This window comes from Streptomyces sp. NPDC047061 (genome assembly GCF_040643955.1).
Lineage (GTDB): Bacteria > Actinomycetota > Actinomycetes > Streptomycetales > Streptomycetaceae > Streptomyces.
In genome coordinates this window covers 117,779-131,622 of record NZ_JBEYVI010000021.1, presented here as the reverse complement: position 1 = coordinate 131,622, position 13,844 = coordinate 117,779, and the positions used below count along the sequence as shown (strand labels likewise).

At 71.5% G+C, this 13,844-nt stretch carries 10 protein-coding genes; 1 reads left to right on the top strand and 9 read right to left on the bottom strand.

Features of this window, described 5'->3' with window-relative positions; genetic code table 11:
- Positions 1–204 precede the first annotated feature (204 nt).
- From obgE to ABZ887_RS27765, 6 genes are all read right to left on the bottom strand, one after another.
- Entirely contained in the window at positions 205–1,644 is a 1,440-nt protein-coding gene (gene obgE / locus ABZ887_RS27790) for a GTPase ObgE (protein ID WP_361294497.1), read from the bottom strand.
- Positions 1,645–1,770: 126 nt separating this feature from the next.
- Positions 1,771–2,025, bottom strand: a complete 255-nt coding sequence (gene rpmA, locus ABZ887_RS27785) for a 50S ribosomal protein L27 (protein ID WP_010041940.1) — start codon at positions 2,023–2,025, stop codon at positions 1,771–1,773.
- Positions 2,026–2,039: 14 nt separating this feature from the next.
- On the bottom strand, positions 2,040–2,360 hold the full coding sequence (gene rplU, locus ABZ887_RS27780; RefSeq protein ID WP_007381993.1) for a 50S ribosomal protein L21: 321 nt from the start codon (positions 2,358–2,360) through the stop codon (positions 2,040–2,042).
- Positions 2,361–2,631: 271 nt separating this feature from the next.
- Positions 2,632–6,765, bottom strand: a complete 4,134-nt coding sequence (locus ABZ887_RS27775; protein ID WP_361294493.1) for an Rne/Rng family ribonuclease — start codon at positions 6,763–6,765, stop codon at positions 2,632–2,634.
- Between the two features lie 275 nt (positions 6,766–7,040).
- Positions 7,041–7,805 (bottom strand): TIGR03936 family radical SAM-associated protein, encoded by a 765-nt coding sequence (locus ABZ887_RS27770; RefSeq protein ID WP_361294615.1) that lies wholly within the window; start codon positions 7,803–7,805, stop codon positions 7,041–7,043.
- Positions 7,806–7,913: 108 nt separating this feature from the next.
- Positions 7,914–8,774 (bottom strand): hypothetical protein, encoded by an 861-nt coding sequence (locus ABZ887_RS27765; protein ID WP_361294490.1) that lies wholly within the window; start codon positions 8,772–8,774, stop codon positions 7,914–7,916.
- A 170-nt stretch (positions 8,775–8,944) separates the two neighbouring features.
- Here ABZ887_RS27765 and ABZ887_RS27760 point away from each other — a divergent pair, with 170 nt between their 5' ends.
- A complete protein-coding gene (locus ABZ887_RS27760) occupies positions 8,945–9,298 on the top strand; it encodes a DUF805 domain-containing protein (RefSeq protein WP_361294487.1) in 354 nt (117 codons plus the stop codon).
- 61 nt (positions 9,299–9,359) lie between these two features.
- Here the strand turns inward: ABZ887_RS27760 and ABZ887_RS27755 are convergent, their stop codons facing one another.
- The 3 genes from ABZ887_RS27755 to ABZ887_RS27745 form a co-directional block, all read right to left on the bottom strand.
- A complete protein-coding gene (locus ABZ887_RS27755) occupies positions 9,360–9,827 on the bottom strand; it encodes a hypothetical protein (RefSeq protein WP_361294484.1) in 468 nt (155 codons plus the stop codon).
- 174 nt (positions 9,828–10,001) lie between these two features.
- Positions 10,002–12,731, bottom strand: a complete 2,730-nt coding sequence (locus ABZ887_RS27750) for an HAD-IC family P-type ATPase (protein ID WP_361294481.1) — start codon at positions 12,729–12,731, stop codon at positions 10,002–10,004.
- On the bottom strand, positions 12,728–13,720 hold the full coding sequence (locus ABZ887_RS27745) for a polyphosphate kinase 2 family protein (RefSeq protein WP_361294478.1): 993 nt from the start codon (positions 13,718–13,720) through the stop codon (positions 12,728–12,730). Before ABZ887_RS27745 ends, ABZ887_RS27750 begins: the two co-directional genes overlap by 4 nt.
- Positions 13,721–13,844 lie beyond the last annotated feature (124 nt).

Genomic DNA, 13,844 nt, shown 5'->3' with positions numbered 1-13,844 from the left:
GCTGAACATAGGCATGCGTGCGCATGACAACTGGGCAGACAACAGAAAACCCGTTGCGACCGGGAACGGGTCCCGGCCGCAACGGGCCTGAAGTGCTGATGGAACTAGCGGGTCCGTGGGATCCCACGGGTCCGTCGGGTTCGCGGGGTCCGCGAGGTTCGCGGGATCTCACGGACCCCGCGGACCCGACGGCAGATCAGCGACCTACTCGAACGGGTCGAAGTCGCCGTACTCCCGCAGGGACTCGTCGCGTTCCGCGTCCCGGTCGCGGCGGCGCTGCACGGCGGGCCGCTGCTCCTCGAAGCGGTGGTCCTCGCCCCGTCGGCCGAGCATCTCGGCGCCGGACATCATGGACGGTTCCCAGTCGAAGACGACGGCGTTGTCCTCGGGGCCGATGGCGACGCCGTCGCCCGCGCGGGCGCCCGCCTTCATCAGTTCCTGCTCCACGCCGAGCCGGTTGAGGCGGTCGGCGAGGTAGCCGACGGCCTCGTCGTTGTTGAAGTCGGTCTGGCGGACCCAGCGTTCGGGCTTCTCGCCACGCACCCGGAAGAGACCGTCCTCCTCCTGGGTGACGGTGAAGCCGGCGTCGTCCACGGCCTTGGGACGGATGACGATCCGGGTCGCCTCCTCCTTGGGCTTGGCCGCGCGGGACGTGGCGACCAGGTCGCCGAGCGCGAACGACAGCTCGCGCAGGCCCAGGTGGGCGACCGCGGACACCTCGAAGACGCGGTAGCCGCGGGCTTCCAGGTCGGGGCGGACCATCTCGGCGAGGTCCTTGCCGTCAGGGACGTCGATCTTGTTGAGGACGACGATCCGGGGCCGGTCGCCCAGGCCGCCGTACTGCTTGAGCTCCTCCTCGATGACGTCGAGGTCGGAGACGGGGTCGCGCTCGGACTCCAGGGTGGCGGTGTCGAGGACGTGGACGAGGACGCTGCACCGCTCCACATGCCGCAGGAACTCCAGGCCGAGGCCCCTGCCCTGGCTGGCGCCGGGGATGAGGCCGGGCACGTCGGCGATGGTGTAGACGGTGGAACCGGCGGTCACCACGCCGAGGTTGGGGACCAGGGTGGTGAACGGGTAGTCGGCGATCTTCGGCTTGGCGGCGGACAGCACGGAGATCAGCGAGGACTTTCCGGCGCTCGGGTAGCCGACCAGGGCCACGTCCGCGACGGTCTTCAGCTCCAGGACGATGTCCCCGAGGTCCCCGGGCACGCCGAGCAGCGCGAAGCCGGGGGCCTTGCGGCGGGCGCTCGCGAGGGCCGCGTTGCCGAGGCCGCCGCGGCCGCCCTGGGCGGCGACGTAGGAGGTGCCGTGGCCGACGAGATCGGCGAGGACGTTGCCGTCCTTGTCCAGCACCACGGTGCCGTCGGGCACGGGCAGGATCAGGTCCTGGCCGTCCTTGCCGGCGCGGTTGCCGCCCTCGCCGGGCTTGCCGTTGGTGGCCTTGCGGTGCGGGGAGTGGTGGTAGTCGAGAAGAGTCGTCACCGACTGGTCGACGGTCAGGATGACGTCGCCGCCGCGGCCGCCGTTGCCGCCGTCGGGGCCGCCGAGCGGCTTGAACTTCTCCCGGTGTACGGAGGCGCAGCCGTGGCCTCCGTTACCCGCGGCGATGTGCAGCTCGACGCGGTCCACGAAGGTGGTCATGGTGCAGTGCCTCCAGATACTTACGGGGTGATACCTATGTCAACACGCGAAAGGCGGACCCGCCTTCCCGATCGGGAAGTGAGGTCCGCCTCGCGAAACGTTCGGTCTGGGCCTTGAAAATCAGGCTCAGGCGACCGGGACGATGTTCACGACCTTGCGGCCACGGTGGGTGCCGAACTGCACCGAACCGGCCTGCAGCGCGAACAGCGTGTCGTCGCCGCCACGGCCGACGCCCGCACCCGGGTGGAAGTGGGTGCCACGCTGGCGGACCAGGATCTCGCCCGCGTTGACGACCTGACCGCCGAAGCGCTTCACGCCGAGGCGCTGAGCGTTGGAGTCACGACCGTTACGGGTGGACGATGCGCCCTTCTTGTGTGCCATCTCTCCTCAGTCCCTTACTTCGCAGCCGCGGGGATCTCAGTGACCTTGATCGCCGTGTACTGCTGGCGGTGGCCCTGACGACGGCGGTAGCCGGTCTTGTTCTTGTAGCGAAGGATGTCGATCTTGACGCCCTTGTGGTGGTCCACGACCTCGGCCTGGACCTTGATGCCGGCCAGGACCCACGGGTCGCTGGTCACAGCGTCGCCGTCGACAACGAGCAGGGTCGAGAGCTCGACCGTGTCGCCAACCTTGGCGGTGGAAATCTTGTCAACCTCAACGATGTCGCCGACAGCAACCTTGTGCTGGCGACCACCGCTGCGCACGATGGCGTACACGCGGATCTCACTCTCTCGCTCGGGAACGGCACCCCCGCAGTCCAGCCGCCCGACGAAGACGGGCGGCCTCTCCGGAACACCGTGTGCTCCGGAGGAAGAGGTTTACGGGGATGTGGCACGTCCTCATATCCATGGACACGCCGACGGTCAAGGTTACGGGGCGGTGGCCGAGGGGGTCAAACCGGGCCCCGGGTGGTGTGGGGCCGGTCACTCGGACCGGGGTCCCGAAAGACGCGGGGCCGGTCACGTGGACCGGCCCCGCGCCCGGGTGTCAGCCCTCGTCGGAGGCGGTGGCGACCGTGGTGGTCTTCTTCGCCGTCGACTTGGCGGCGGCCGTCTTGGCGGTCTTGACCGCCTTCTTGGCCGTCGTCGTCTTCTTCGCGGCCGTCTTCTTGGCAACGGTCTTCTTGGCGGCCGTCTTCTTCGCCGCGGTCTTCTTGGCAGCCGTCTTGCGGGCCGTCTTCTTGGCCGGAGCGGCCTCCTCGACGGTCTCCTCGGCAGCCTCGGCGGAGGCCTCCTCGGCAGCCGCCGAGGTCTCCGCCGGCGTCTCCGCGGACGGTACGACCACGACGGCCGTCTCCTCCGACGCGGTCGGCGCGGTGGCCTTGCGGACCGCACGCCGGCGCGGACGGGCCGGAGCGGCGGGCTCGGTCGCCTCGGGCTCGGCCACCGCCTCCGGCTCGGCCACGGGCTCCTCGGCAGCGGCCGGGGCGCTCTCGGCGACGACGGTCACCGCGGCGGCCTCGGCTCCCGCGGGGGAACCGGCGGGCGCCGACACCTTCCGGGTCGCACGCCGACGCGTACGGCCCGCGGGTGCGGCCTCCTCGGCGGCCGGAGCCACCTCGGTCACCTCGGCCACCACGGTCTCCGTGGCCTCGGCCACCGGAGCCTCGACCACCGGGTCCTCGACGGCGACGGGCTCGGCGTGCACCTCGGCGGCCGGCACCGCTGCCGACGCCACCTCGGCCTCGGCCTCCCGCCGTGCCGCACGGCGTTCCCTGGGCGCGCCGGCCGGAGCCGAGGCCCGGCGGCTCGCCCGACGGCGGGTACGGCCGCGGCCGGCCGCGGCCTCCGCCTCGGCGACGCTGCTGTACAGCTCCTCGTCCGGCGCGAAGTCGGGCGCGGACAGCGCCACGGGCACGGCGACCTCGGCCGCGACCTCCGCCGCCGTCTCGACGACGTGGACGGCCTCGGCGTGCTCGACGGCCCCGTCGGCCACGACCTCGTGCGTCTCGTGCACGTCGTGGTCGTGCTCGTGTCCGTCGCCGCCGCGCCCGCGCTTCTTCCGCTTGCCGCCGCCACCGCCGCCGGAGCTGGGCTGCTCCATGTGGACGATGACGCCACGGCCGTTGCAGTGCACGCAGGTCTCGGAGAACGACTCCAGCAGGCCCTGTCCGACCCGCTTGCGGGTCATCTGGACCAGCCCCAGCGAGGTCACCTCGGCCACCTGGTGCTTCGTACGGTCCCGCCCGAGGCATTCGAGCAGGCGCCGCAGCACCAGGTCCCGGTTGGACTCCAGGACCATGTCGATGAAGTCGATGACGATGATGCCGCCGAGGTCGCGCAGCCGCAGCTGGCGGACGATCTCCTCGGCCGCCTCCAGGTTGTTCCTGGTGACGGTCTCCTCGAGGTTGCCGCCCTGGCCGGTGAACTTGCCGGTGTTGACGTCGACGACGACCATCGCCTCGGTCCGGTCGATGACCAGCGAACCGCCGCTCGGCAGCCAGACCTTGCGGTCCAGCGCCTTGGACAGCTGCTCGTCGATCCGGTACGTGGCGAAGACGTCGACCTCGGAGGTCCACTTCGACAGCCGGCCCGCGAGGTCGGGCGCGACGTGCGCGACATAGCCGTAGACGGTCTCCCAGGCCTCGTCACCGCTGACGATGACCTTGGAGAAGTCCTCGTTGAAGATGTCGCGGACGACCCGGACGGTCATGTCCGGCTCGCCGTACAGCAGCGTCGGGGCGTTGCCGTTCTTCGACTTCTTCTGGATGTCCTCCCACTGCGCCTGGAGCCGTTCGACGTCGCGGCGCAGCTCGTCCTCGCTCGCGCCCTCGGCGGCGGTGCGCACGATGACGCCCGCGTCCTCGGGGACGATCTTCTTGAGGATGGTCTTCAGCCGGGCCCGCTCGGTGTCGGGCAGCTTGCGGCTGATGCCGGTCATCGAGCCCTCGGGGACATACACGAGGTAACGGCCGGGGAGGGAGACCTGGCTGGTCAGGCGGGCGCCCTTGTGGCCGATCGGGTCCTTCGTCACCTGGACGAGGACGGACTGGCCGGACTTCAGGGCGGACTCGATACGGCGCGGGCCGTTGGCCATGCCCAGCGCCTCGAAGTTGACCTCACCGGCGTAGAGCACGGCGTTGCGGCCCTTGCCGATGTCGATGAAGGCGGCCTCCATCGACGGCAGCACGTTCTGGACCTTGCCCAGGTAGACGTTGCCGACGTACGAGGTCGACTGCTCCTTGTTGACGTAGTGCTCGACGAGCACGCCGTCCTCCAGGACGCCGATCTGGGTGCGGTCGCCGTGCTGACGGACGACCATCACGCGCTCGACGGCCTCGCGGCGGGCGAGGAACTCGGCCTCGGTGATGATCGGGACGCGCCGGCGGCCCTGCTCGCGGCCCTCGCGGCGGCGCTGCTTCTTGGCCTCCAGGCGGGTCGAGCCCTTGATGGACTGGACCTCGTCGGACGGCTCGGAGGGCTTGCGGGGCTCGCGGACCTTGACGACCGTGCGCTCCGGGTCGCCCTCGCCGGACTCGACGTCACCGGAGGTGTCCCCGGCGCGCCGGCGGCGGCGCCGACGACGGCGGCTGCTGGAGGAGGACAGGCCGGCCTCGTCGTGGGCCTCCTCGTCGTCCTCTTCCTCCTGCTCGGCGGTGTCCTCGGCATCCTGCTCGGCCTGCTCGGCGGCGAGCTCGTCGGTCCCGTCCTCGGCGCCCTCGCCGTCGAAGGCGTCACCGCGGCGGCGGCGCCGGCCACCGCGACGGCGGCGCCGGCGGGAGCCGGACTCCTCGGCCTCGTCCTCGCCGTCGGCGGTGTCCTCGACGGACTCCTCCGGCTCCTCGCTCTCGTCCTCGGCCGCGGCCTCGGCGACCGGGGCCTCCTCCACGGCGCCCCGGCGGCGGCGCCGACGGCGCGAACCGGCCTCGGCCTGCTCGGCCGGCTCCGCGGCGAACGCCGTGGAAGCGGAGTCGGCAGAGGCGGTCGCGGAAGCGGCGGTGGCGGAAGCGGTGGCCGTGGAATCCGTGGCGGTCCCGAACTCCTCGGGCTCCTCGGCGCCTGCGGCCTCGGCGGCCGCTTCGGCGGCGGCGCGCTGGGGGGTCTGGAACTGGAACTTCGGCTCGGCGAACACGGGTGCCTGGAAGACGGCGACGGCGGGGCGGGCCGGGCGGCGCTGCGGCTCCTCCTCGGCGGCGGCCGGGGCGGCGGGCTCGGAGAACCCGATGGCGGCCTGGCGCACGACGCGACGCCGGGACCGGCGCGGTGCCTCGGCCTCGACGGACTCGGTGGCCGGGGCCTCGGCGACGGCCGCTTCCTGCGGCTCCTCCTCGACGGCAGCGGCGGCCGTCTCGGCGGCAGCGGCCTCGGGCACGCCGGCGGGCGCGGACACCCGGCGGGTCGCACGGCGACGGGCACGCGGAGCCGAAGCGGCCTCCTCGACGACGTCGACGGCCTCTTCGGCCTCAGGCGCCTCGACCACCGCTGCGGCCTCGGCGGCCACGGTCGTGACCGCGGCCTCTTCACCGGCCTCGGCGGGCGCGGACACCCGGCGGGTGGCACGGCGGCGGGTACGCGGAGCGGGCGCGGCCTCCTCGACGACCTCGACAGCCTCGGCTGTCTCGACCGTCTCAGGGGTCTCCTGGGGCTGTGCCTGCTCGGCCTCGGCCACGGTGGAGGGCTCCTCGACGGCGGCCGGGGCAGCGGCGGGCGCGGACACCCGGCGGGTCGCGCGGCGACGGGTACGCGGAGCCGGCGCGGCCTCCTCGACGACCTCAGCGGACTCGACGGTGCCCTGGGCGGGCTCGGTCGCGGCTGCCGCAGCGGCGGGCGCGGCGGTCTCCGCGGCCTCGGCGCCCTCGGTCTCGGCGGCGGCCGGCGCACCGGCGGGCGCGGACGCCCGGCGGGTGGCACGGCGGCGGGTACGCGGAGCCGAAGCGGCCTCCTCGACGACCTCGACAGCCTCGACCGTCTCAGGGGTCTCGGCGGCCTCTTCCGTCGCTTCGGCGGCGGATTCGAAGGGCTCGGCGGCCGGTATGGCCGGCGCCGCGGTCTCTGCCACGGCCTCGGTCCCGGCGGGCGGTCCCGCGGGGCGGGACGCGGCACGGCGACGCCTGCGCGGCGGCAGGGTGTCGCTGGGGGTGTTCAGTTCGGAGCCCTCGGTGGGCTCGGTCGGTTCGAGCATGCGGGCGTTTCTCCCGTCAGGCTCCCGGGCGCCGCGCCTGGTCCGGCGTCGATCGGTCGAGCGACCGCCGGTGACGTCCGCGGCTCGCGCGGTGCGCGGTGCCGCCGTGTGGGGCGCGGGCGCCGCACAGGAGCTTTCTGTGTCCTGTCTCGCCGGTTCCGTACGCCTTGTCGCGGACGGCCTGGCGAAAGTCTTCTGGTCGGTGCGCTGCCCGACCCAGGTGGCTCCCGAGTACGAGGGCTGCGCTACGACGTCCGTCCTTCGCGGGACCTTCCTTACGCCGACGCCGTCGCGGCGGCAGCGGGTTCGGCCTTCGAAAGGGCCTGAGCTGCCTCGCGGTCGGGCGCGAGCGGGTCGGTCACCGTGCCGGTCTCTTCATCGAGCAGCCCCTGCGCCAGCCTGGTCACCGCTGCGGGGACCGGCGGCGTCAGGTCGGCCACGGCGCGGAGACCGGACAGGACGTCGTCGGGTCGTACGGCAGGCGTCACGTGCCGAACAACCAGCCGCAGTATCGCACAGGGCTGGTCGGTCGGCCTATCAGCCGTTTCACTCTGTGTTTCAAGTTGCACGACCGCGGGGCGGGCGTCGAAGGTGCGGACGCCGTTCTTGGTCATGCGCTGGACCTCGACGGTCTCGGCGCCGTTGAACGCGGCGACGGCCTGTTCGGCCTGTGCCGGGTCCACGCCGGGCAGCCGCAGCTCCCACACGGATGCGGTGAGCCGGTCGGCGAGTCCGGACGTGTGTGCCTCGACCGCGTCGACGATGTCGAGCCCGGCGGGCAGGGACTCGTCGAGGAGGGCGCGCAGCCGCTCCGGGTCGCGGGGTGCGGTGAGCGCGATCTCCAGGAACTCCGCCTCGCTGCCCGTGCCGGTGGGTGCGGCATTGGCGTACGACACCTTCGGGTGCGGTGTGAACCCCGCCGAGTACGCCATCGGCACCTCGGCGCGGCGCAGCGCACGCTCGAAGGCGCGCTGGAAGTCACGGTGGCTGGTGAACCGGAGGCGGCCGCGCTTGGTGTAGCGCAGTCGGATGCGCTGCACCGCGGGTGCGGGCGGCGGGCCTTCGGGCTGTCGCTTGCCCAGTGTCGTCAGTCCTTCGTGGTTCTTGTGCGAGGGCCGTACCGCTGTCGGCCGCACGGCTGTGTACTGCTATCCATCAAGAGTACGTGTGTCGCGGCCCCCGGGTTCCCGGCGGTCCACGGGCGCGGGCCGCGTCGGTTCGCCGAAGAGGGCGCGGCGGAGGTCGGCGCGGGCCTGGCGTACGGCGCGGCCGATCGCGCGTGCGGCCTCGGCCGCAGGGTGCAGTACGAGGTCGCGCACGACGTGTCCGACCGGGGTGAGGACGGTCCGGTACACCCACCGCGCGGGTTCCAGGAAGATCCACCGGAAGAGGGTCCCGAGCACCCGTCCGGCGGCCCGTGCGACGTACCCGGCGGCCCGCCAGGCGTGGCCGAGGGCCTCCCCGATCTCCCTGAGGACGATGCCGAGGACGCGGCCGGCCGGGGCGAGGACCCAGCGCCACAGGGCGACGGCGGGCAGGACGAGGAGCACCCGCGCGGTCCAGTACAGGGCGGTGCCGAGCATGTCGGACAACCAGGCCACGGCCTTGGCGACGGGTGTGAGGAGCCACACGACCGCGTGACCGATCGGGGTGAGCACGCGCGCGTGGAACCACACGAGGAACCGCACGAGCGCCTGGCCGGTCGGGGTGAGCACGCGCGCGTAGAGCCATACGAGGGCGTGGCCGAGGGGGGTGAGCAGGTGGCGGTACAGCCAGATCAGAGGTACGACGAGGAGTCGGTGGAGAATCCAGCCGACCACGCGTCCCACCGGGGCGAGGACGTATCGCCACAGGAACCGTGCGGCGGCGGTGAACACGTCCCAGAGCAGGCGTACCGGCAGCACCACCAGGAACACGAAGATCCGCACGGGGATTCTGACCGCGACGACCAGGCATCCCTCGGGGTGCTGTGCCTGCGGCGGCCGCTGGGGCCGTTTCTGCATGTCCATGGCCGGAGAGACGCTATCGGGTACCGCGCGGATGCGATCGGCCGCCCTTGATCACCGATCGGCGGCGAGACGGTAACGGTTGACCCGCTCACGCCAATCTGAATGGAACCGGCCACGTCGGCTTGATTTGCTGTGCGCACAATCACGCCTTGATCCCTGGGGGACGAGTAATGAACTGGTACGTGGACGTACTGAAGAAGTACGTGGTGTTCAGCGGACGCGCGCGCCGCAAGGAGTACTGGATGTTCGCGCTGATCAACCTGGTCATCGCGATCGTGCTCGCCGTCGTCGGCAACGCCATCCACTTCGCTGCCCTTGCCGCGATCTACAACCTCGCGGTGCTCCTGCCCAGCCTCGGTGTCGCGGTCCGCCGCCTGCACGACACCGGCCGCTCGGGCTGGTCGATCCTGATCGGCATCATCCCGCTGGTCGGCTGGATCATCCTGCTCGTCTGGCTCGCGTCCGACAGCAAGCCGGAGGACAACCAGTACGGCGCCAACCCGAAGGTCGCGGCCGCCGTCTGACCTGCCGACATCCCGAAGGCCCGCCGGAACCGTCCGGCGGGCCTTCGCCTGTCCGGGCGGCCTATGCGGCGGAGGACGAGTTCCTCTTGTTGCGTTCCGTCTGGAGGTGCAGGACCAGGAAGAGGACGCGCAGGAGGTCGTCGGGAAGGGCGTGCAGCCCGGCGGGCAGGACGACGCGGCGGGGCCGGCTGCTCAGCAGGTCGTACTCGACGGAGAGCGGGCCGATCCCGCGCACCCGGCCGCTGAGCCGGGGGTGGTCGATCGGGTACGGCCCGATGCGCCGCGGGATCCCCGACCAGGCGGTGGAGTCGACGTCCCAGGTCCCGAACGTTCTGGGAACGGTGCCCAGGCGGCCGTAGCCGATCTCGAGGTCGCCGATCCGGCGCAGCCGGCTGCCGAGCATGTCGTACTCCAGTGGATGCGGCCCGAGCGTGCGGGGCCGGCCGCCCCAGCGGCCGTAGGTGAGCTCGACCTCTCCGATGCTGCGCAGTCGGCTGCCCAGCAGGTCGTATCCCAGTTCCAGTTCCATGTCCGCCAACTCCCCCGTCGTGCGCCCGCGTTCCGCTGTTCGCCTGTTCACCGGTGTTCGGATTCCCTGATTGTGCGGCCGGTCCTGCGCGGCTTCCATGGCGGTCGTGTCACGGTTTCGTCGGCAGCCGGAAAACCCGGAAAACGCGGTCCGGAGGATCGGGTCGGCGGCGCGTCATGTCCGCGGGACCGGCATGCCGTTCCAGCGGGCGAGGAACTTGCCGATCTCCCACAGCGCCAGCAGCGCCAGCGCCGGGAGCAGCGTCCAGCCGAACTGGGCCAGGTTCAGTTCGGTCGTGCCGAGCAGTCTGCGGAAGGCGTCCATCTGGGTGACCAGGATCGCGAGGACGAACTCGATCAACATGGCCCGGTTCATCTGCTTGCTGTCGAAACTGGCGGTGGTGAGCACGGTGTCGCGTTCGCTGCGGCACTCCAGGGCGGCCACGATCAGGCAGAGCGCGAAGGACGTGAACGCCATGGACTGGCCGATCGCGACGCTGTCGTAGCGGGATCTGCCGAGGTCGATCAGGCAGAGCAGGCCGATGGTGATCACCAGGCCGGACAGTCCGACGGTGAGCACGACGCCCCGGGTGAGCACGTGTGCGCCGCGCGGTCGCGGGCGGCGGGCCATCAGGCCGGGGCTCTGCCGGTCGAAGCCGAGCGCGAAGCCGAAGGCCGCGTTGACGAAGAAGTGGATCCACAGTACCTGCGCCGGGGTGAACGGCTCCCCGGCGGCGATGTCGAACAGGGTCGCGCCGAGGAACGTCAGCACGAACACCACGAGCAGGACGAGGACGAACCGGATGTACTTGGTGAGGTTGTCGTAGATCTTGCGGCCCTGTTCGACGGCGTAGACGATCGTGGCGAAGTTGTCGTCGGCGAGAACCATGCGGCCGGCGTTCTTCGCGACTTCGGTGCCGGAGCCCATGGCGATGCCGACGTCGGCCGCCTTGATCGCGGGCGCGTCGTTGACGCCGTCGCCGGTCATGGCGACGACGCCGCCCTTCTTCTTCAGCGTCTCGGCGAGCAGCACCTTGTGTTCGGGTGCGACCCGGCCGACGACGCCGATGCCGTCGATCCGGGCGAGCCGTTCGCTCTCCGGTAGGGCGGCGAAGTCCGCGCCGAGCACGGCCTCCCCGTCGATGCCGAGCTGCCGGGCGATGGCGGCGCCGGTGACGACGTCGTCGCCGGTCACCATGCGGACCCTGATGTGCGCGGCCTGTGCGTCGGCGACCGCGGCCCTCGACTCGGCGCGCGGCGGGTCGACCATCCCGACCAGGCTGGTCATCTGAAGGTCGGTGACGTGGCCGAGCAGGTCGCCGTCCGGGTCGAACGCCGCCGGGTCGAGGTCGCGGCGCGCCGCGGCCATCACCCGCAGTCCCTCGCCGCCCATCCGTTCGACCTGCTCCTGGGCCCGCTGCCGCAGTTCGTCGTCCCAGGGGACGGCCGTGCCCTGTCGGAGTGCGGTGGCGGCGCGGTCCATCACGGCGGGCGCCGCGCCCTTCACGAAGCAGCGCACGACGGGGCGGCCGCTCTCGTCGGTGGCCCGGTTGAAGGTGGCCATCAGCTTGTAGGCGGGGTCGAAGGGCAGTACGGCGAGCCGGGGCAGCCGTTCCCGGGTGGCGTCGACGTCCAGGCCGGCCTTGTGGCCGAGGACCAGCAGGGCGCCCTCGGTGGGGTCGCCGACGACCTTGCCGTCCACCAGCCGGGCGTCGTTGGCGACCAGGTAGGGCAGGATCACGTCGGTCATGTCCGGGGCGCTGCCCACCGGGTGCCGGATCCTGCCCTCCAGGCCGTAGCCGGTGCCGGAGACGGTGTAGCGGTCGCCGGCGTCGACGACCTCGACGGCCGTCATCTGGTTCATGGTGAGCGTGCCGGTCTTGTCGGAGTTGATCGCCGAGGTGAACCCCAGTGCCTCCACCGACGGGAGGTCCTTCACGATGGCGCGGCGCCGGGACAGGTCGACGGCGCCGATGGACAGGATCGTCTGGGAGACGGTGGGCAGGGCCTCCGGGATGGCGGCGATCGCCAGCGAGACGGCGCTGACGAACAGCGCGTCCCACCCCGTGCCCCGCTCGCGGCCGAGTACGAACATCAGGATCATCGTCACGCCGGCCGTCGCGGTGATCCACAGCGTGAGCCGGTCCATCTCCCGGGTCAGCGGCGAGGCCTCCCGGCGGGTGGTCGACAGCATGCCCGAGATACGGCCGAGTTCGGTGTCCGCGCCGGTGGCGGTCACCACCATCGTGCCGCTGCCGTGGGTGACGGGGGTGTTCATGAACGCCATGTTCCGGCGCTCCCCCGGCGGCAGGTCGGCGTCGGTGAGCGTGGTCGCCTCCTTGGCGGCCGGCACGCTCTCCCCGGTCAGTGCCGACTCGTCGATCTGCAGGGCGTTCGCCGTGACGACGCGGCCGTCCGCCGGCACCTCGTCGCCCGCCGCGAGCAGCACCACGTCACCCGGTACGACCTGCTCGGCCGGGATCTTCGACTCGGTGCCGTCCCGGCGCACCCGGGCGGTGGCCTTCATCATCGATTTCAGCGCGTTCATGGCGCTGTCCGCCTTGCCCTCCTGGCGCATCCCGGCGACCGCGTTGACGACGGTCAGGACGAGCAGCAGGATCCCCGTGCTCCACTCCTTGATGACGAGCGAGACGACGGCGGCGGCGACCAGGACCAGTTGCATGTAGCTGCGGTACTGGGCGAGATAACGGCGCCAGCCCGGCAGCGGTTTCTCCTCCGGCAGTGCGTTCGGGCCGTGTGTCCGCAGCAGTTCCGCGGCGCGGGAGCCGGACAGTCCGGCGGCCGGATCCACGTCGAAGGCGGCGGCCACCTGCTCCGGCGGACGCGCGTACCACGGCCCGCCGCCGTCCGCCCGGTCCTGCGGGGCGTCTGCCGGCGCGGTCATGAAGACGCCTTCTTATTTTTCTTGTTTTTCTTGATTTTCGCCTTGTTCTTCTTCTCTGCCGCCGCGTACGGATCCGGGGCCGCACCCGCGGGTGCCTCCGCTTCCAGGTCCTCCCTGATCTGGGCCAGTTCACGCCGTTTCTCGTCGCTGACCTGCGGGTACTGCGGATCGATGTCCATCAGGGTGTGCACCAGGACGGCGGCCGCGCACACCCGGGCGAACCACTTGTGGTCGGCGGGAACGACGTACCAGGGCGCCCATCGCGTACTGGTCGCGGACAACATCTGTGAAAACGCCCGCTGATAGTCGTCCCAGTAGGCCCGTTCGCGCACGTCGGCCGACGAGAACTTCCAGTTGCGCTCGGGTACGTCGATGCGTTTGAGGAAACGGGTGCGCTGTTCTTCCTTCGACAGGTTCAGGAAGATCTTCACGATCCTGAACCCGTTGTCGGTCAGATAGCGCTCCCAGTCGTTGATCTCGCGGTAGCGCCGTTCCCACACGTCCGGGCCGCGGGCCGCGTCGGGCAGTTTCTGACGGCGCAGGTTGTCCGGGTGCACCCGGACCACGAGCACTTCCTCGTAGTGGGAGCGGTTGAAGATGCCGATCTCACCGCGGCCGGGCAGGTTCCGGGAGTAGCGCCACAGGTAGTCGTGGTCGAGTTCGTCGTTCGAGGGGACCTTGAAGCCGACGACGCGCACGCCCTGCGGGTTGACTCCGCTCATGACGTGGCGGATGGTGCCGTCCTTGCCGCCGGCGTCCAGTGCCTGCAGGCAGAGCAGCACTCCGTAGGTGTCCTGGGCGGCCAGCCGTCGCTGGTAGTCGGCCAGTTGCTCGATACCGCTGCGGAGCAGTTCGACGCCGTCCTTCTTCTTGCGGATGCCGGCCCGGAAGCCGGGGTCGAAGTCCTCGGCCAGCCGCACTTTGCTGCCGGGCTCGACCCGCAGGGGCTCGATGAACTCCGCGATGCGGTCGGCTCCGTCGTCACCCATGACCCATCCGCCCTTCGCACCGGCCGGTCCGCCTGTCACAGCGGCCCTGCCAGCCTCCCGCCGACCGCCCGGGCCGTCCTCACCCCAGGCGGGTGGTTCAGGTCGTAGCGCCTCGCGGGTGATT

Excerpts from the sequence above, each read along its gene's own strand:
- obgE (WP_361294497.1), bottom strand. The coding sequence starts at position 1,644 with ATGACCACCTTCGTGGACCGCGTCGAGCTGCACATCGCCGCGGGTAAC.
- rpmA (WP_010041940.1), bottom strand. The coding sequence starts at position 2,025 with ATGGCACACAAGAAGGGCGCATCGTCCACCCGTAACGGTCGTGACTCC.
- ABZ887_RS27775 (WP_361294493.1), bottom strand. The coding sequence starts at position 6,765 with ATGCTCGAACCGACCGAGCCCACCGAGGGCTCCGAACTGAACACCCCC.
- ABZ887_RS27765 (WP_361294490.1), bottom strand. The coding sequence starts at position 8,774 with ATGGACATGCAGAAACGGCCCCAGCGGCCGCCGCAGGCACAGCACCCC.
- ABZ887_RS27760 (WP_361294487.1), top strand. The coding sequence starts at position 8,945 with ATGAACTGGTACGTGGACGTACTGAAGAAGTACGTGGTGTTCAGCGGA.
- ABZ887_RS27755 (WP_361294484.1), bottom strand. The coding sequence starts at position 9,827 with ATGGAACTGGAACTGGGATACGACCTGCTGGGCAGCCGACTGCGCAGC.
- ABZ887_RS27750 (WP_361294481.1), bottom strand. The coding sequence starts at position 12,731 with ATGACCGCGCCGGCAGACGCCCCGCAGGACCGGGCGGACGGCGGCGGG.
- ABZ887_RS27745 (WP_361294478.1), bottom strand. The coding sequence starts at position 13,720 with ATGGGTGACGACGGAGCCGACCGCATCGCGGAGTTCATCGAGCCCCTG.